This window comes from Ruminococcus sp. (genome assembly GCF_016283395.1).
In genome coordinates, this window is record NZ_JAEEMU010000042.1 from 107,479 (window position 1) to 121,801 (window position 14,323).

Below are 14,323 nucleotides of genomic sequence, written 5' to 3' on the forward strand. Positions count from 1 at the left end.
TCATTATTACAATTATTTATTATATCGTAAAGTACTAAGATAGTCAACAGCTTTGAAAAAATCTTTGGAAAATACTTGACTATTTCCGAATTATATGAGATAATATAAACTGTATGTGATTATTAGAGAAAGTGAGATCTGATATGAAAAAATATATTTTTACATTTCTGTTATCAATGGTACCTATTCTGGAGCTGAGAGGCGGTATTCCTCTGGGCGTTGGTATGGGAGTAAAGTGGTATCATGCAGTTATCATATGTATGATAGGAAATATGATCCCTGTGCCGTTTATTTACCTCTTTGCAAGAAAAATACTTGAATGGGGCAAGGACAAACCGGGGATCGGCAAGTTCTTTACATGGTGTCTTGAAAAGGGACACAGCGGCGGCGAAAAGCTCAATGAAAAAGCAGGAAAGGGTATATTCTGGGCACTGCTTCTCTTTGTTGGTATCCCACTTCCGGGTACAGGTGCATGGACAGGTACTCTTGCAGCAAGCTTCCTCGAAGTTGACTTCAAAAAGACAATGCTTGCTGTAACACTCGGAGTTATACTTGCAGCTATTATTATTACAATTGCAACAATTCTTGGTTTCGGTGCATTTGCAGCAGTCAAGAGTTAAAAAATATGCCGCGGCATTTTGATGAACGTCACAATGCTGCGGTTTTTTGTATTGTGATAAAGCCTGAAAGCTGAAAATGCTTTCGGGCTTTTTGTAACACTGCTGCCGCATATCTCATATTATGAAATGTGCGGAGGACCTTCGCACGGTTCTCCGCAGCAGAAAGGAGGACTAAACTATGAAACTCGATCTTTTTGACGATATGGAAGGCATGATACTCCGTGAGCGTGAAGCTTCCATGAGTTCTGTGAATATGAGAGCTGATACCAATGGGAACGGCGGTATATCACGCTTTCCGAGGAATACTCCTCTTGCTATGGCATACGTTCCATTTCAGCAGTGGGGAGAGACCTATGACGATGACAAGGCTCTGAGCAGGGGAACTCTTTTTCCTGACCTTGACCTGCCTTTTTCGGGAGGTGGCGACAAAATATGAATGAACGGAGAATACTTCTTAATAAGATCAAAAAATACGATTTTACCCTTAAAGAGCTTAATCTCTATCTCGATACTCACCCGAACTGTCAGCGCGCTCTTGCAATGTTCAGTAAGTATAAGGAGCTTCGTCAGAACGCCGTTGATGAGTACAACAGACGCTTCGGACCTTTGACTCCCGAACAGAACAACGATATGCAGCATTGGTCGTGGATAGATGATCCGTGGCCGTGGGAAAGGAGATAAACTATGTGGCAGTATGAGAAGAAACTTCAATATCCCGTAAATATAAAAACTCCAAACGCAAAGCTCGCTAAGATAATTATATCGCAGCTTGGCGGTCCTGACGGTGAGCTTAGTGCATCGCTGAGATATCTTAACCAGAGATACGCCATGCCCTATGGTGAGATCAAGGGATTACTGACTGATGTGGGAACTGAGGAGCTCGCCCACTTCGAGATGATATCGGCTATTCTTTATCAGCTTACAAAGGATCTTTCTATGGAGGAGATAAAGGCAAGCGGTTTTGACACTTATTTCGTGGATCATACTACGGGAATATACCCTGTTGCAGCTTCGGGAACTCCGTTTACGGCGGCATATTTCCAGTCAAAAGGCGATGTGATAACCGATCTTAGTGAGAACATGGCAGCTGAACAGAAAGCCCGCACCACATACGACAATATACTTCGTCTTGCAGATGATCCTGATGTCCGTGACCCTATCCGCTTTTTGCGTGAGCGTGAGATAGTTCATTACCAGCGGTTTGGTGAACCGCTTCGTTCATGCTGCAACAATACGATACAGTAAAAATCCCCTTAAACGGCAAATACTGCTCGTTTAAGGGGATATATTATTGCTGCTTAGTAATCCTTACGTGCTTTGCATACAGAGCAGACTTTATCGAAAACGCCTTTGAATTCGCCGCCGCAGTATCTGCACAGTCCGTTTTCCATGTTTTTAGGCTCCTGAGATTTGGAATACGCAGGAAATGCCCAGTAATTCTTCTGCACCTTGCTGTAGGTAACGTTAAGAAGCTTCGGACAGTTGAAAAAGGTAGCAGGATTTTTTCCGTATTTATAGGGATTGCTTCCTTTATAAAGCTCGGTATCGCCTGCAAAGGTGACCTGTTCAAGACTTGTACAATCGGCAAAAGCGTAGGGATATATAGCTTTTACGCTGTCGGGGATAAGTATTTTTTTCATTCCCGAGCAGCCTCTGAAAGCCTGATTGCCGATATATTCAAGTGTTTCGGGGATATTTATGCTGCTGAGAGCCGTGCAGTTTCTGAAAGCGTTCATGCCTATCCTTTTAAGACCTGTTGTGGGATCACCGTCAGGGTGCATACTTTCAAAGCTGACGCTTTCCAGTCCTGTACACTCCGCAAAGGCGTAGTCCTCAATAGTCTTTACTTTTGGCGGGATACTTATGAACTTCAAGCTTGTACAGCCTTCAAATATCCTCCACGGCAGGAGTTCGAGACCTTTCGGGATATTGACGGATTCAAGACTTGTGCAGCCTGCAAGAGCACCTGCTTCGATGTTTTTGACACTGTCGGGGAATTTTATGTCCTTCAGACTTACACAGCCGTTGAATGCATCTATATCAATAGTTTCAACGCCGTCTGAAATATGTATAGTATGCAGGTTTTTACAGCCTGAGAAAGCTCCTTCACCTATTATCTCGACCCCCTCGGGGATAAATACCGACTCTATGTTGTTCATGCCTTGAAAAGCTATTTCTCCGATAACTGAAATTCCGTCAGGTATTCGTATATCCTTGTTTGTATAACCATTATAGCGGATAAGAACGCTTCTCTCTACAACGAAGTCGTTGTCAGAAGTATAAGAGGTTTTTGCAATATCTGCATTATCCGCTGAATCTTCGTTATAGCTGGCTATAGCCTTTTTAACGATAAAAGCTTTATTGCAGAACGGGCAGACAGATGCGTCCTCTGTATCGTCAACAGCAAGAAATCCGCCGCATTTGTAGCATTTACCCTGTACATACATTGTTATCCGCCTTCTTTCAGTCGTGTATTTTATTTCTGAGTTTATATCATTATATCGCATTTTTATTCATAAGTCAACAAATATTTTGTTAATTAACAACAAAATATATTCCCGTGCTTATGAAATAGTTGATTACAGATTTAATTGACTTAGTATCCCACATGAAAAAACTGTGCCCTTAATTCATAAAGGCACAGTTTAATGTTATATATCAGCCTGCTTCTTGAACAAGTTCAGCTGCTTCTGTAGTGATCTCAGCTTCGTCAGCAGTTGTCTCTGTTACAGCGATATTTTCTTCGCTTATCACAGCAGTAGTTTCAGCTGCAGTTGTTACTACAGTTGTCAGTGCTGCCTCAGTTGTTATCTCAGTAACAACAGGAGCAGTAGTAACACTGCGTGTATTTTTCTTGTTCTTGTTGTTCTCAATCTCTCTGATCTTAGCGTTTACGCATCTTGCATAAGCCTTTGCGCCTTCCTCGTTAGGATGTACGGAATAATGGCTTCCGAGACCGCTCTGATCCAGATCCTCTGACTGTTTTACAAGTATTATCTTGTTTATCCATGCATTGTCGGAGTAAGCCTGATGTCCGCCGTCCTTGTCAAATTCAGCCTCAACGTCAACAAAGTGGATATTCATACCCTGTCCCTGGCATTCATTTATGATGCTGCGGATAGCTTTATTGAACTCTGAAACGTTATGATTTACGATAGTAGCTTCCTTCTCGCTGATAAGAACGCCCTTGCCGTCCTTGTCGAGGAGCTTTGGATAGCCTGCTACGATGATATTAGCCTGAGCACCTGCCTTGGACTGTATATCGGTATATACTTCCTTGATATTTGCTCTTGTGGTATCGAATGATGCCCAGAGGTCGTCAAACATTTTCTCAATCTTGAGCTTGTCATTGCCGAAATGGAGATATGTACTTCCTGTTGCACAAGTTGTGATTATATCCTCAAATTTAACATCGTTTCCGCCGACTGTCAAAGTAACATAATCAACATCTCCGCTGACCTTGTTGAAAACATCGAGCTGCTTTGGCAGATATGATGTAGTCTTCAATGTCTTGAACAAGGAGAGCCTTTTGTATGTGCTTTTTTTCTGACGTTCCTTGCTGAAATGCTTTGTCTCGGCACCTGATACTGCACCGAAATACCATTTGCACTTTGAAGAATTCTTCTCCTTTACGTTATAATTACTCAGTGTTCCTGCGATATTCGGGATCTGGAGCAGTCCGGGCCAGCTTTTTGTTGATCTGTGAGCAAGCCAGTCCTCATCGTAAACTTTTTCTTCCCATTTCTTGTTCTGTCCGTAGAATTCGGGGATACCTTCGCCAGATGAATATGAATCGCCAAGAGATACTACGATAGTTGAACCGTCTGTTCCTTTGGCAGATGCACTTACGGGCAGTACCGAATACATCATTACGGAAGCCATTGCTGTTGTTACAAACCTTTTCATCAGATCTTTTTTCATTAATTGATTACCTCCTCATACGTTAGATCATTAAGTTTTTGGCTTGTTATTTGATCCACGACCTTTAATGTGACCGCGGATTCTTTCGGTATTGTTTGATAGAATTTGTTGCCCATTTCCGTATAGCTTGTAAGTGTATCTGTCTCTGAGACGAGGACTTGTGACTCAAGATCGGATTCAAGATTGTAGGAAGCAGGATTTGCAGCGATAGTCCTGCCTACGATGAATACCGACCATACTGCACCGTCCTCGGCTATGAAATATGTCATGTACATAGGGTGCTTTTCGTCTGATTCAGCAGATGCTTCTGTTTCATCGGTATATGTTCCGTCGATGTTGTAATCATATTTCAGCGGAAATTCGGTAAAACCGCGCTCCAACATGAATTTTATGGCTTCTTTTTCACTGAAAACGGAATCATTTTCTTCAACAGCTTCAATGGAGACTATTTCTTCGGAATTGTCCTCATAATATTCCTCAACAGCTGCCTGCATATCGGGTTTGTACATAGTGTATCTCACCACTGCGGTCAACTCGTACTTTTTACCTGCAACGGTTACAGTTTCGCTGACCGATAAGTTATAGTTTTCGGTCTCAACGGCTTTTGCCTTTAGCTCTGGAGCTAAAGATCCTGCTGCTGTTATGCAGACCAGTATCATAATGCCTTTGTGTTTGCCTTTGGTCACGAGCAGGACAACTGCACCGCTGACTGCAAGGAGAAGTATGCCCACTATGATTATCTCAGCCATAGAAACAGCGTTTTTATTACCTTTGGTGCTGTTTTCTTTATCACTGTTCAAAGCGGCATTTTCCGGATTTTTTAATTCCTGCACCTCGTTTTTTTCGGTAACGACAGCTTTTTCCTCTTTTTTGTCTGCTGGCTTGGCTTCCTTTTTATCGGGAATTAGTTCGATATCATAGCTTACAGAGTCTCCCGACATCAGGTAAGTAGTTCTGCGTACAGCCTTGCTTTCGTCCGAAAGGTGAAATTTATCTGGAACTGCGCCTTCAAGCGTAACATCTGTTATATCATTGCCGCTGTTGTTTTCAAGGGTAATACTTGCGACTATTTTATCATCTTCGTCATAGTCTGTTTTGTCAGCAGATATGACAAGTTTTATGCCGTCCTGAGTTTTTTCGGCTGCGTATGTTTTTAAGCCTGAGATGTTGAACATTACGGCTGAAATAAGCAAAATAAACGATATTTTTTTTAACTTCAATATATCTCATCCTTTGCTAAAATGTTTAAAGCAAACAAAATTTTTACTGATTTACCAAAAATTATGCTATCATTATATCATAATTATATACCATTGTCAAGGTTTGATATAATGTTAAGAAAATAGACATTTTTATTTTTAAATCAGCAAAAATAGCCGAAAATCAGCGAGGTATGAGCCGAAAAAATCTGTAATTCGGAATTGTTTTAATATAAATAGCTTGAAAAGAAAACCAAAATGTGATATAATAAGTAAAAAGTGATATTATTTATCGGAAAAGGAGATGTGGATATGGAATACCTGAAAGGCATTGACAGCTTTAACGGATTAGTAAGTATATATTCATTTGATATTTTGTCTGACGGCAGTTTCAGCGAGCTCCGCATCATGCAGGTAAATCAACGGAATGCGAAGGTGCTTGCGAGTAATCCGAGTGCACCTGAGTTTTATCCAGGAATTCCGTGGCGTACTTATTATTCAGAGATTAATCATGAAGAGTTCTGTTATAAATGCGGCAGTGAAAATATTCCCCTCTATTCCTACGTAAATGCTCACGGATTCTGGATTAAAGGATTTTATCTTCCTATCTCACCGCCTGATGGAGCAGAAGGCGAAAGTTACGATGAAGAAAAAAGAACAGTATATCTGATGTATATAATGAACCGCTCAAAGGAGATAGATCCTACCGCAATGTCAAAAAGTTCGTCGGATGTTTCTGAAGCAGTTATAAGTATAAGTCTAAAACTCCATGAGACGCAGGATTTCATAAAATCAGTTGCGGATACTATGGGTGAGCTGAGAAAGCTTTGCGGTTCGAGACTATGTTCCATATATATGGTCGATAACAGTGATCATAAATGCACATTCATAAACGAGGGAGGCTTAAACAATCAGATACTTGAAAAAATAGCAAAAGATATGAATCGTACTCCTTATGAGGTAGCTCTTGCATGGAAAGACGATCTTGGCGGCAGCGATTGTCTGATGCTGGATGATCTGAGTGTTATCAGAGAACGTGATCCGGTATGGTATGAATCTCTAATTTTAAGCAATATAAGCAGTATTATTCTGTATGCTATCCGTTTTAATTTCAATATTGTCGGGTTTATATGGGCGGCTGACTTCGATATAGATAGGCTTTTTCAGATAAAGGAGATACTCGGTCTTACATCTGTATTGTTCGGTGCGGTCATAGCCAATTATCAGCTTATATCAAAGCTTGAAGAAAAGAGTACAATTGACGGGTTAACTCAGGTCTATAATAGAAATACCATGAATAATCGTGTTGATAAATACGTTTCGGGTGCTGAAAATTTGCCTGAGACAATGGGTGTGGTCTTTGCCGATCTCAACGGCTTGAAGATCATAAACGACACCGAGGGACATATTGCAGGTGACAAAGTACTGAGCAAGGCGGCAGCACTGTTAAAGATCGCATACAGTGACTATGATGTATACCGTGCAGGCGGTGATGAGTTCATAGTTCTGTGTTCGGATATAACGCAGGAAAAACTGGATCAGTGTACTGCACAGCTTCGCGCTTTTGCAAACAGTACCTCAGATGTGAGCTTTGCAGTAGGTACGGTTTTCTGTACGGGAAAATATGATATCCGCAAAGCTATGCACGAAGCAGATGAGATAATGTATATTGATAAGAAGGAGTATTACCGCAAACACCCCGACAAGGACAGAAGAAGGCATTATCTGTAAGTTGAAAGCCCTTAGCTATGAGCCGTTAGCCCTTAGCAAATGTGTCGCCTTCGGCTAATGGCTCATGGCTAAAGGCTAATTATCTGTATACAAAAAGAGATCAGGTCGTTATGAGCCTGATCTCTTTTTTGTGGTTGAATAGGAGTTGTAGTTGTCAGTTATAAAATGGAAAGGTATCATCTGCTGAGTGAGCCAACAGATATAAGCGACTGTACCGCATCGAATATTTTATGTGCGATGTAGGGATTGTTCATGGTATAGAGGTGTATACCGTCAACGCCCTCAGCAATAATCTCGGTTATCTGGTCGATAGCATAGGCAATGCCTGCATCGCGGAGAGCTGTTTCATTGTGTTCGTACTTTTCAAGTACACGGACGAATTTCTTTGGCAGTTCGACACCGCAGAGCTTCACCATGCGCTCTATCTGACGCTTGTTAGTAACAGGCATTATACCTGCCTCGATAGGAGCGTTTATACCTGCAATACAAGCCTTTTCACGGAAATCAAAGAAGCTGTGATTGTCAAGGAAGAGCTGTGAGATAAGGTGGTCAGCACCGCAGTCTACCTTGTATCTTAGCCATTTAAGGTCGTCAACCGCGCCTGTGCTTTCGGGGTGTACCTCTGGGTAGCAGGCTGCGATGATGTTGAAGTCATAGTTTTCTTTGATGAACTTTATAAGGTCGCTTGCGTGTTCAAAATCCCCTGCAGGAGCAGCATCGTCTGATCTGTCGCCGCGGAGAGCGAGGATATTCTCGATACCATTTTCCTGCATATTGTCAAGTATCTCTACAGCCTGTTCCTTTTTAAGGTTTATGCATGGCAGATGAGCAACGCTTTCCACACCGTATCTGTTCTGTATATCAGATGCAATCTGTATGGTCTTGCAGCCGTTTTTGCCGCCGCCTGCGCCGTATGTGACACTGATGAAATCAGGCTCTATATCGGAAAGCTCTTCGAGAGTCTGATATATCACACTTTCATCTGCATCAGGCTTTGGCGGAAATACTTCCAGTGAAAAAACGGTCTTTTGTTCAAATAATTCAGCAGTTTTCATTTCTTGCCTCTTTCGCAGCATTAACGAGATTTTTAAGGCTCGGAACTGTTTCCTCGTTTCCTCTTGTTTTGAGTCCGCAGTCAGGGTTCACCCAGAGCTTTTCAGCAGGGATACGTTCCTTCATTTTGCCTATAGCAGCCTTTATCTCTTCCTTTGACGGTACACGAGGAGAATGGATATCATAAACTCCCGGACCTACCTCTGTACGGAAATTGTTTTCTTTGAGAACATCAAGTATAGTGAGATCTGAACGTGAAGCTTCAAATGTGATGACATCTGCGTCCATATCGTCGATCTCTTTGATGATATCAGCGAATTCGCTGTAGCACATATGCGTATGTATCTGTGTTTCAGGCTTTACACCGCTGTGAACGTATCTGAATGCAGGGATAGCCCAGTCAAGGTAATCCTCATGCCAGTCAGACTTGCGGAGTGGGAGCTTTTCACGGAGAGCAGCTTCGTCTACCTGTATTATGCTTATGCCGTTTGCTTCAAGGTCAAGTACCTCTTCACGGATAGCAAGTGCGATCTGCAATGCGCTTTCCTTGAGGGAGATGTCCTCACGAGGGAAGGACCAGTTGAGTATAGTAACAGGACCTGTGAGCATACCCTTCATAGGCTTGTCGGTAAGGCTCTGAGCGTAAACAGACCATCTTACAGTCATAGGCTTTGCTCTTGAGATGTCGCCCCATACTACAGGCGGCTTTACGCAGCGTGTACCGTAGGACTGTACCCATGCCTTTTCAGTGAAGATATAGCCTTCAAGGCACTCGCCGAAATACTCTACCATGTCGTTTCTCTCGAATTCGCCGTGAACGAGAACATCAAGTCCAATTTCTTCCTGAAGTGCAACACACTCAGCGATCTTCTTTTCGATGAAGAATTCGTATTCACTGTCTGAGATATCTCCCTTGCGGTGAGCGTTACGTGTGGATTTTACCTCTGAAGTCTGCGGGAAAGAACCGATAGTTGTAGTAGGGAAGAGGGGAAGAGCAAATCTTTCCTTCTGTATCTTCTCACGTTCTGCAAATTCGGGAAGTCTGATGAAGTCCTTTTCACATAATTCGGCAACTTTCTTTCTTACAGCATCGTTCCTGCCTGATCTCGGTTCGCTGTGAAGTGCGGAATTATTGCGGTATTCAGCTGTTTCAGCAGGAGAGTCGGAAGTAATTATCTTCTTTATCTCTGCAAGCTCTGTGAGCTTTTCCTCAGCGTATGCAAAATGCTTTTTGTAGCTTTCAGCCAGCTTTGTCTCGTTTGCAAGTGTGCAAGGAACGTGAAGAAGTGAGCATGAAGTGTTGAGAACGATATCATCTGTATGCTTTTTCAGCTCATCAATTATGAGAAGTGTTGACGCATAGTTATTGCGCCAGATATTCTTGCCGTTGACAACGCCTGCAAAGAGAGTCTTGCCCTTTGGGAAGCTGTTACTCTTAACAAGCTCAAGTGACTTTTTGCCCTCGATAAAGTCAAGACCGATACCGTCAAAGTCAAGGCTGCAAAGTGAATTATAACAGTCGCGTACGTCGCCGAAATAGGTCTGAGCTATTACCTTGACTGAGCCTTTATTTGGAAGTATCTTATTATAAAGCTCGTTGAAAAGCTTTATATCGTCAGCTGTCATGTCTTTTACAAGTGAAGGCTCATCGAACTGTACCCATTTTGCACCAAGCTCGCCGAATTTAGCAAGAAGTGCCGAATATGCATCAGCTGTCTGCGAAATGAAGTCAGCAGCTGTTTTTGTGCCCTTGTATCTTGCAAGCTTTAAGAATGTATAAGCACCGATGATAACAGGCTTTGTCTTTACACCGTTATCCTGTGCTTCACTGAACAGGTCGAATGGCTTTGTGCCGACAAGCTTTATTTCAGTGGCATCATCTATCTCAGGCACCATGTAATGATAATTGGTATTGTACCACTTCTTCATTGCAAATGCCTTTACATCGCCCTTTTCACCCTGATATCCTCTTGCAGCTGCGAAATATGTATCAAGCTTTGAAAGTCCGAGAGAAGTGTATCTTTCAGGTACTGCGTTCAGCAGGAAGGCTGTGTCGAGTATTCCGTCATAGAATGAGAAGTCGTTTGACGGTATAATGTCGATGCCGTTATTTTTCTGTAGGTTAAGATTGTATAAACGTATTGCTTTTGCTGCTTCTTCAAGTTCTGAAACTGTTATCTCTCCGCGGAAGTATTTCTCGCTTGCGAATTTGAGTTCGCGGAGATTTCCTATTCTTGGGTATCCTATTATTGTTGTTTTCATTTCCTATTCCTCCGATATGTTTTGGTATGAGTATATTATATCATATCTGTCGGAAATGTGTTAATATCAAAAAGAAATGCTGTGCCATAGCTAAAAGCTATATCAGACAGAATAGTTTGCGATATATTCTTTCAGATGCTCGAGATATCGGTGAGTAAGCTCGTTCATAGGTCTGTCGGTGGTGATTATATAGCCTATCTCCATTGTTTCATCGCTTTCGAGAGGTATGGAAACGATGTTGCTGCCGTTGAGGTCAGAGCTGAGGATACCCGATGAAATTGTGTAGCCGTCCAGACCGATAAGCAGATTGAAAAGGGTGGCTCTGTCCGAAACTATTATATTTTTCGGGCTTTCAGCTGTTATATGCAGCTCCTCGGCGAAATAGAATGAGTTTTTCACGCCCTGATCGTATGTCAGGCGCGGAAAGCTTTTAAGGTCGTCGAGAGTAACTGTTTTTCTGCCCACAAGGGGATTGCTCCTGCTGACAAAAACGTGTGGCTTTGCAGTAAAGAGCTTCTCGAACTTTAATTCTTCATTTTGCAGGATATGGCGGATAACTTCACGATTGAACTTGCTGAGGAAAAGTACGCCGATATCGCTTCTGTGAGTCCTTACGTCCTCGATTATCTCGGCAGTTTTCAGCTCACGGAGAGTGAACTCGTACTTATCCCGTCCGTATTCGCGGACAAGCTCGACAAAGGCATTTACCACAAAAGCGTAATGCTGCGATGATACCGCAAATGCTCTGTTTGGCGGCGGAGCTGCTTTGTATTCGCTTTCGAGGAGCTCTGCCTGCTCGACTATCTGACGCGCATAGGACAGGAATTTAGTACCCTCCTCGGAAAGATATACACCTCTGTTGCTGCGGTTGAATATGGTTATGCCCATTTCCTTTTCAAGCTCCGCAACGGATTTTGAAAGGCTGGGCTGCGCGATAAACAGGCGTTCAGCCGCCATAGTGATAGAGCCTGTCTCCGCTATCATTATTATGTATTTAAGTTGCTGTAAGGTCATAGGTTACCTCCTTATTATGCACTATTATAACACGTATCTCTAAATAATACAACTTTATGATATAAAAAATGCAAATATTGTGCTAAAAAAAATAAATAAACATATTTTCCCCCTTTTTTACATTTTATCTATTGCTTTTTTTGCGATTATAGTATATAATAAAATTAATTAAAGGCAAAAATTATGTTTTTGACAAAAAACGGAAATGGAGGGGTGTTATGGATTCAGAGCGCGAATTACGCTTTTACAAATTGTATGAGCAGCTTGCATCATTGACTCAGATCTCAAATGATAAGCCTGATATTACGCGTATAGAAAAAATACTGAATGAAATAGCAGCAATGTTCCGTCTATCCAAGGGGGTAACTAATTTTTATCGCGGCCCTGTTGAAGAAATGCGCGGCGATGGTGAAACTATGATAAGCTATGACACGGGCGAAGAAGGAGTTCCTGTACACACAGTGCGCTGTGTCAATAAGCTTATGTCCATAACTACTATGACAGCATATATGACAGACAAGGTAGAGCCACTGACAGAAGAGGAAATGTTCAAGGTTGACCTTACTATGCGGACTGTTGCTATATATGTATGCCGCAACCGCTTGCAGGTCATGGCAGAACAGCTTGCATTTTATGATGACATGGGCTTTAAAAATATCAGGACATTTTTCAGATATCTCACATGGAACGGACATCAGGGTGACTTTAACGGTAAAGCAGCCGTAAACTATAATCTGAGGCATTTTGCTGTTGTAAACGAAAACTATGGCAGAGCAGGCGGAGATACGGCACTTTTCAATCATTATAAGTTTGTGGAGAAAATAGTCGGAGACGGCGGTATTGTCGCAAGGCTTGGCGGTGACGCATTTGTATGTATCTGCGATCAGAACGACCTGCCAGATCTTCTTGATTATCTTAACGAGTCTATAGTTGTTGTTGACAAAGAAGGCAGAACTGTACGTCTCTCATGCTGTGTAGGCGTGTTCTGCATACCTGACGGATATACAGTAAGTGTGCCTAATGATATTATGGGCAAGATAATGCACGCTTATCAGGTGGCAAGAAACAGCGGACAGGGCAATATCGTATTCTTCTCGGATATGCTTATGTCGGACAAGGAAAGGTCAAGACGTATCCAGAGCATATTCCCGGAGGCACTGTTGAATAACGAGTTCGTTGTATTCTATCAGCCCAAGATAAATATTGATACGGGAGAGATATGCGGTGCAGAGGCACTTTGCCGCTGGTTCCATGACGGAAAAATAGTGCCGCCTATGGAATTTATCCCTGTTCTTGAAGAGACCAACGAGATATGCAAGCTGGATTATTATATGCTTGACAAGGTGTGCGGTCATATACGCAAATGGCTCGATGAGGGAAGAAAGGCTGTACGTGTTTCTGTTAACCTTTCACGCCGTCATATGATAAATCCCGAGCTTCTCAAGGAATTGATCAAGATAATCGACCGTCATAATGTACCTCATGAATACATAGAGATAGAGCTTACCGAAACGACTACCGACGTGGAATTTAAGGATCTGAAGCGTGTTGTTGTAGGATTACAGGAGCAGAATATATGCACTTCTGTTGATGATTTCGGTATGGGATACTCTTCACTTAATCTTATCAGAGTCGTTCCGTGGAACGTTATCAAGGTTGATAAGATATTCCTCCCACTGGATGGAGAGTCGCAGGACAGCACAAGAAGTGTCATGTTCAAGTACGTTGTAGCTATGGCAAATGAGCTTGGACTTGAATGTATCGTTGAAGGTGTTGAAACTCCTGCACAGCTTGAATTGCTAAGGCAGAACGGCTGCCACATGGCTCAGGGATATCTGTTTGACAAGCCGCTCCCACAGTTAGAATTCGAGAAAAGACTCGATATGGGCAAGTATACTGTATAAGCGTACTTAATAATGATGTAATGGTACTTTCCTCAGCTCACACGGTCGTGTGAGCTTATGGAAAGTATTTTTTTATTTAATATGAAAATAATTGTTGATTTGAGCAAAAAAAGTTGACTGAATAAAATATATGTGTTATAATATTAAGGTTGATTTATCCGGTATATATTGTTATTGGATTGTCAAAAAATATGATATAAGGAGAAGAAAATGGAAGAACTAAAAGCACAAAACCTCGTAAAGACCTTTATGATCTCCGAGAAACAGCGGAAAACACTTGGTATAAGCGAGAGAAAAAAAGTAGCAGTAGACGGAATAAGTTTTACAGCAAGATCAGGAGAAGTGTTTGGCCTTATCGGACCAAACGGCGCAGGCAAGACAACTACCATGCGTATGCTTGCAACTCTTATCAAGCCTGACAGCGGCGACGCACTTTATAACGATATCAGTGCAGTAAAGACTCCTGAAAAGGTCCGTTCTGAGCTTGCATTTCTTACTACGGACTTAAAGCCTGATATGAAATCAACACCAAATCTAATGTACGATTTCTTTGCAGAGCTTTATCATGTTCCGAAGGATAAGGCTGAAAAGCGTAAAAAAGAGCTTTTTGAAGAGTTCG

At 42.1% G+C, this 14,323-nt stretch carries 13 protein-coding genes; 7 read left to right on the plus strand and 6 right to left on the minus strand.

Going from position 1 to position 14,323, the window contains the following annotated elements; translation table 11 throughout:
• Positions 1 to 143 precede the first annotated feature (143 nt).
• The 4 genes from QZZ41_RS09805 to QZZ41_RS09820 all read left to right on the plus strand — a co-directional run bounded on the left by QZZ41_RS09805 (position 144) and on the right by QZZ41_RS09820 (position 1,865).
• Positions 144 to 620, plus strand: a complete 477-nt coding sequence (locus QZZ41_RS09805) for a small multi-drug export protein (protein WP_295071164.1) — start codon at positions 144 to 146, stop codon at positions 618 to 620.
• Positions 621 to 798: 178 nt separating this feature from the next.
• On the plus strand, positions 799 to 1,056 hold the full coding sequence (locus QZZ41_RS09810) for a spore coat associated protein CotJA (protein WP_295071167.1): 258 nt from the start codon (positions 799 to 801) through the stop codon (positions 1,054 to 1,056).
• Positions 1,053 to 1,301: a spore coat protein CotJB gene (locus QZZ41_RS09815; RefSeq protein ID WP_295071170.1), complete on the plus strand. Its 249-nt coding sequence runs from the start codon at positions 1,053 to 1,055 to the stop codon at positions 1,299 to 1,301. The genes QZZ41_RS09810 and QZZ41_RS09815 overlap by 4 nt, the downstream gene beginning before the upstream one ends.
• 3 nt (positions 1,302 to 1,304) lie before the next feature.
• The gene (locus tag QZZ41_RS09820; protein ID WP_295071192.1) at positions 1,305 to 1,865 is read left to right on the plus strand and encodes a manganese catalase family protein; all 561 of its coding nucleotides are present in this window, start codon (positions 1,305 to 1,307) and stop codon (positions 1,863 to 1,865) included.
• Positions 1,866 to 1,918: 53 nt separating this feature from the next.
• On the opposite strand, the gene QZZ41_RS09825 is transcribed toward QZZ41_RS09820, so the two are convergent.
• The 3 genes from QZZ41_RS09825 to QZZ41_RS09835 form a co-directional block, all read right to left on the minus strand.
• A complete protein-coding gene (locus QZZ41_RS09825) occupies positions 1,919 to 3,067 on the minus strand; it encodes a leucine-rich repeat domain-containing protein (protein WP_295071195.1) in 1,149 nt (382 codons plus the stop codon).
• A 211-nt stretch (positions 3,068 to 3,278) separates the two neighbouring features.
• On the minus strand, positions 3,279 to 4,541 hold the full coding sequence (locus tag QZZ41_RS09830; protein WP_295071198.1) for an SGNH/GDSL hydrolase family protein: 1,263 nt from the start codon (positions 4,539 to 4,541) through the stop codon (positions 3,279 to 3,281).
• A complete protein-coding gene (locus tag QZZ41_RS09835; protein ID WP_295071200.1) occupies positions 4,541 to 5,761 on the minus strand; it encodes a hypothetical protein in 1,221 nt (406 codons plus the stop codon). Before QZZ41_RS09835 ends, QZZ41_RS09830 begins: the two co-directional genes overlap by 1 nt.
• A gap of 291 nt (positions 5,762 to 6,052) precedes the next feature.
• On the opposite strand from QZZ41_RS09835, the gene QZZ41_RS09840 reads away from it, so the two are divergent.
• The gene (locus QZZ41_RS09840) at positions 6,053 to 7,471 is read left to right on the plus strand and encodes a GGDEF domain-containing protein (RefSeq protein WP_295071201.1); all 1,419 of its coding nucleotides are present in this window, start codon (positions 6,053 to 6,055) and stop codon (positions 7,469 to 7,471) included.
• A 176-nt stretch (positions 7,472 to 7,647) separates the two neighbouring features.
• On the opposite strand, the gene metF is transcribed toward QZZ41_RS09840, so the two are convergent.
• From metF to QZZ41_RS09855, 3 genes are all read right to left on the minus strand, one after another.
• Positions 7,648 to 8,526: a methylenetetrahydrofolate reductase [NAD(P)H] gene (gene metF / locus QZZ41_RS09845; RefSeq protein WP_295071204.1), complete on the minus strand. Its 879-nt coding sequence runs from the start codon at positions 8,524 to 8,526 to the stop codon at positions 7,648 to 7,650.
• Positions 8,513 to 10,786: a 5-methyltetrahydropteroyltriglutamate--homocysteine S-methyltransferase gene (metE, locus tag QZZ41_RS09850; protein WP_295071207.1), complete on the minus strand. Its 2,274-nt coding sequence runs from the start codon at positions 10,784 to 10,786 to the stop codon at positions 8,513 to 8,515. The genes metF and metE overlap by 14 nt, the downstream gene beginning before the upstream one ends.
• Before the next feature lie 102 nt (positions 10,787 to 10,888).
• Positions 10,889 to 11,800, minus strand: coding sequence for a LysR family transcriptional regulator (locus tag QZZ41_RS09855; RefSeq protein ID WP_295071210.1), 912 nt, complete (start codon positions 11,798 to 11,800; stop codon positions 10,889 to 10,891).
• 218 nt (positions 11,801 to 12,018) lie between these two features.
• Between QZZ41_RS09855 and QZZ41_RS09860 the strand changes: the two genes are divergently transcribed.
• Together QZZ41_RS09860 and QZZ41_RS09865 are read left to right on the plus strand one after the other, a co-directional pair.
• Positions 12,019 to 13,704 carry a bifunctional diguanylate cyclase/phosphodiesterase gene (locus QZZ41_RS09860; RefSeq protein WP_295071213.1) on the plus strand — a complete coding sequence of 562 codons (1,686 nt, stop codon included), beginning with the start codon at positions 12,019 to 12,021 and terminating at the stop codon, positions 13,702 to 13,704.
• Positions 13,705 to 13,914: 210 nt separating this feature from the next.
• Positions 13,915 to 14,323: ATP-binding cassette domain-containing protein (locus QZZ41_RS09865; protein WP_295071216.1), on the plus strand; the 409-nt coding region annotated here is incomplete at its 3' end.

Coding starts and splice junctions, on each gene's coding strand:
- QZZ41_RS09805 (WP_295071164.1), top strand. CDS start 144: ATGAAAAAATATATTTTTACATTTCTGTTATCAATGGTACCTATTCTG.
- QZZ41_RS09810 (WP_295071167.1), top strand. CDS start 799: ATGAAACTCGATCTTTTTGACGATATGGAAGGCATGATACTCCGTGAG.
- QZZ41_RS09815 (WP_295071170.1), top strand. CDS start 1,053: ATGAATGAACGGAGAATACTTCTTAATAAGATCAAAAAATACGATTTT.
- QZZ41_RS09820 (WP_295071192.1), top strand. CDS start 1,305: ATGTGGCAGTATGAGAAGAAACTTCAATATCCCGTAAATATAAAAACT.
- QZZ41_RS09825 (WP_295071195.1), bottom strand. CDS start 3,067: ATGTATGTACAGGGTAAATGCTACAAATGCGGCGGATTTCTTGCTGTT.
- QZZ41_RS09830 (WP_295071198.1), bottom strand. CDS start 4,541: ATGAAAAAAGATCTGATGAAAAGGTTTGTAACAACAGCAATGGCTTCC.
- QZZ41_RS09840 (WP_295071201.1), top strand. CDS start 6,053: ATGGAATACCTGAAAGGCATTGACAGCTTTAACGGATTAGTAAGTATA.
- metF (WP_295071204.1), bottom strand. CDS start 8,526: ATGAAAACTGCTGAATTATTTGAACAAAAGACCGTTTTTTCACTGGAA.
- metE (WP_295071207.1), bottom strand. CDS start 10,786: ATGAAAACAACAATAATAGGATACCCAAGAATAGGAAATCTCCGCGAA.
- QZZ41_RS09855 (WP_295071210.1), bottom strand. CDS start 11,800: ATGACCTTACAGCAACTTAAATACATAATAATGATAGCGGAGACAGGC.
- QZZ41_RS09860 (WP_295071213.1), top strand. CDS start 12,019: ATGGATTCAGAGCGCGAATTACGCTTTTACAAATTGTATGAGCAGCTT.